Source organism: Pedobacter sp. (assembly GCF_040513095.1).
In the GTDB taxonomy this organism is placed as follows: Bacteria; Bacteroidota; Bacteroidia; order Sphingobacteriales; family Sphingobacteriaceae; genus Pedobacter.
In genome coordinates, this window is the sequence record NZ_JBEVDX010000064.1 from 1 (window position 1) to 3502 (window position 3502).

Annotated in this window: 4 protein-coding genes; all 4 read left to right on the forward strand. The window is 41.3% G+C overall.

The window, feature by feature from the left end; translation table 11 throughout:
- The first annotated feature begins 113 nt into the window (after positions 1-113).
- Complete coding sequence (locus ABWY16_RS08575) at positions 114-1016, forward strand: helix-turn-helix domain-containing protein (RefSeq protein WP_353904231.1); 903 nt, start codon at positions 114-116, stop codon at positions 1014-1016.
- Positions 1017-1128: 112 nt separating this feature from the next.
- Complete coding sequence (locus tag ABWY16_RS08580) at positions 1129-1773, forward strand: TetR/AcrR family transcriptional regulator (protein WP_353904232.1); 645 nt, start codon at positions 1129-1131, stop codon at positions 1771-1773.
- Positions 1774-1817: 44 nt separating this feature from the next.
- Positions 1818-3008 carry an efflux RND transporter periplasmic adaptor subunit gene (locus ABWY16_RS08585; protein WP_353904233.1) on the forward strand — a complete coding sequence of 397 codons (1191 nt, stop codon included), beginning with the start codon at positions 1818-1820 and terminating at the stop codon, positions 3006-3008.
- Between the two features lie 6 nt (positions 3009-3014).
- On the forward strand, positions 3015-3502 hold a 488-nt coding region (locus ABWY16_RS08590; protein ID WP_353904234.1), incomplete at its 3' end, for an efflux RND transporter permease subunit.

Below are 3502 nucleotides of genomic sequence, written 5' to 3' on the forward strand. Positions count from 1 at the left end.
ATTAATAAATAGTTTTCTGCCTAAATGAGACATAAAATAGCGAATATTTAAAAAGTGTTCAGTAGCATTAGGTAGAATTTTGAAACAAACGACACAAAAAAAAGAGGAAGATCATGAATACACAGCTTTTAACGCGCGAGCAGCATATCGACTTTGAGAATAAATGGGTTTTGCAGGAAGATTTGTTTCCTGGTGATTTTAAGGTAGTTTATGCCCCCGTTGATCAACATCTCCTTTGCCAGCCTTATAACCGTAAAGGACTTTTTAAGATTAGTCTTCATCATGGGCATAATCGTATGTATTATGCTGATAAGGTCATTGAATATAAAGAGTACGCTATTCTTTTTTCAAGACCTGACATGGTTTATCGCTTTGAGCCGATTGGTAAACAATATCCAGGGTATTTTTGTGTTTTTAAGGAACACTTTTTTGACCAATTTGCTAAAATCAGCGACTATCCACTCTTTAAACCAGGCGTTTCCCCTCTGATAGAAATTACTGCTGTTCAGATGGAGTTTTTTACAAAAGTTTTTAAGCAAATGGAAAATGAAATGGCTATGGATTTCAGTTACAAATATGACGTGCTGAGAACGCAGGTCCTGCAATTAATCCTGGACACACTTAAGCTACAGCCTGCAGCACAATTTCATCCTAGGGAATCTAGCAGTTCCATTCGCATTGCTACCTGCTTTAATGAACTTTTGGAAGGACAATTCCCAATTTTAAATACATCCAGTCGGATGCATCTTCGGCACCCTGTTGAGTTTGCAGATAATTTGTCAGTTCATGTTAATCATTTAAACCGTTCTTTAAAAGAAGTGAACAATAAAACAACTTCACAACTAATTGCTGACCGAATTATGCAGGAAGCACGGATTTTGCTTCAAAATACAGACTGGAATATTATGGAGATTGCCTGGTGCTTAGGGTTTGAAGATCTTGCCCACTTCTTCAAATTTTTTAAGAAAAATGGACATGCCACCCCGAGCACCTTTCGTAAAACCTTAGTTGTTTGAAATTGCAATATATCCGTTTGATTATGCCCTATTTCATGAACTGAGTGCCTCCTACCTTTACACTGTTAATAAAGCTATCGCGGTTAAGTGGTATGCTGACAGGTAAATTACTATGGGAAGCAAAGAGAGAATCAACAGGCATAAAGAAAATATCAGGTGTAATATTTTGAGAGCTGCACTCGCTATAGGGAAAGGATCAGGCTGGAATTCGGTAAGCATGCGAAAGATTGCTGATTCTATAGAGTATAGCCCTCCCGCCATATATGAGTATTTCAATAGCAAGGAAGCCCTGCTTCAGGAATTAGCGCGGCTGGGTTTTCTAGAGCTTTCGCAAAGAATTAATCAGGCACGGAATAACTCCGAAAGTGATCCTAAAGCACAACTATTGCTAATGTGGGCTGCCTACTGGGATTTTGCATTTGCAGAGCAACACTTATATCAAATTATGTTTGGCGTAGAAACTACATGCTGCGATATCAATGAGCCGCGAACAGATTCGCAGGTTCCCGCTGCACTTTTCTCCGAAGTAATCGGCCTGCTTGTAGGGCAGGTTGAGAAAGCCGGCGAGATCATTCAAAAATATTATTATGCGTGCTGGTCATTTGTGCATGGCCTTATATCAATCAACCTGATTGGCAGTCATGTTCCGCAGAAAATAAGCGAACAAATCTTAACCGAAGCCATCTCTGGCATTATCGATACGCTTATTGCTCCTGGCAACGACCTTTCGAAAGAGCCATACATCGAAGAAGTATAGCCCTTTTTCAACTAGCAAACACTTAAACAAATAAATACTTAATTATGTCAATTTTCAGATTTAACCTCGATAAACACCTTTTTCCTTTAGTTGGTAAACAACGAATCGCTCCCCTGATTTTAGTTGTCCTATTCTGGGGATGCAGCGAGGGCCAACCACTTCAGCTTTCCGCTGTTAAAGAACTGCCGGTTACGACCGTCAGGGCCGATACAGTAACCACATTTAAGGAATATCCTGCAGCTATTGAGGGATTAATAAATGTTGAAGTACGCCCACAGGTGGACGGTAAAATTCAGCAGGTTTTTGTTGATGAAGGTACATATGTACAGAAAGGTCAGCTGCTGTTTCAACTTGATGACCGTCCATTCAAAGAACGATTAAACAACGCGAAAGCCAGTCTTCATGCATCTGAAGGAGCGTTGTCCAATGCCAAACTGGAAATTGATAAACTTACCCCGCTTGTACAAAATAAGGTCATATCAAGCTACCAATTAAAAACAGCGTTTTCAGCAAGGGAGACGGCGGAAGGAAATATAGAACAGGCCCGTGCGAACGTCAGAACAGCGCAGATAGATCTGGAGTATACGAAGCTAAAGGCACCAGTAAGTGGCTATATCGGCAGGCTGAACAAAAGAATGGGTAGTCTGGTTACATCGAATGATCTCGCGCCGCTTACTTTGCTTTCTGATATTCATGAAGTCCGTGTATATTTTTCCCTGAGCGAAAGTGACTTCATTAGCTTTAAAAAGCTGTACAAAGGTGCAACGTTGGATGAAAAGTTAAAAAACCTGCCAGCGGCGAGGCTGGTTCTTGCCGACAACAGTGTCTATAATCTGCCAGGCCGGATTGATATGGTAGACGGGCAGTTCGATAAAAATACTGGTGCCGTGACTTTAAGGGCCACTTTTGGCAACCCTGATATGATGCTGCGATCAGGCAATACAGGAAAAGTTCGCCTAAGTCTGATCCATGAAAACACAACTTTAATTCCCCAGGAGTCTACGATTGAATTGCAGGATAAAACATTTGTCTTTGCAGTAGGTGACAGTAATAAGGTTAGCAGGCAGCCAATTATTATAACCGGTAAAAGCGGGGATAAATATTTGGTCAGCAGCGGAATTAAGGCAGGTACTAAAATCGTGGCCTCCGGCATTGAACATTTGAAAGAAGGTGACCAAATTAAACCACAAAGCATAACGACTATTCCGTTAGCCGCTAACGAAAACAATAAATAAATTATCATGATTAAAAAATTCATACAGCGCCCGGTGCTCGCAACGGTCATATCCGTGCTACTAGTGATCCTAGGTATATTGGGGTTGACCCAGTTACCACTTGAGCAATTCCCTGATATCGCTCCTCCTGCAATCCAGGTAACGGCTACCTATCCGGGAGCAAATGCAGAGACCTTATTAAGATCGGTAGCGCCATCTCTGGAAGAATCTATTAATGGTGTGGAGAATATGATGTACATGAACTCTACGGCTAGTAATGATGGTATCCTTGTGATCAGCGTCTACTTCAAACTCGGTACTGATGCCGACCAGGCAGCAGTCAATGTACAAAACCGGGTATCACAAGCGCAAAGCCAGTTACCCCCCGAGGTTATCCAGCAAGGTATTACCACCACAAAGCAGCAAAATAGTAATATAATGTCAATCGATCTGATCACAGACGATACCAGTAAGTATGATTACACTTTCCTGGTCAATTACGCGCAGATTAACAT

Excerpts from the sequence above, each read along its gene's own strand:
- ABWY16_RS08580 (WP_353904232.1), top strand. The coding sequence starts at position 1,129 with ATGGGAAGCAAAGAGAGAATCAACAGGCATAAAGAAAATATCAGGTGT.
- ABWY16_RS08585 (WP_353904233.1), top strand. The coding sequence starts at position 1,818 with ATGTCAATTTTCAGATTTAACCTCGATAAACACCTTTTTCCTTTAGTT.
- ABWY16_RS08575 (WP_353904231.1), top strand. The coding sequence starts at position 114 with ATGAATACACAGCTTTTAACGCGCGAGCAGCATATCGACTTTGAGAAT.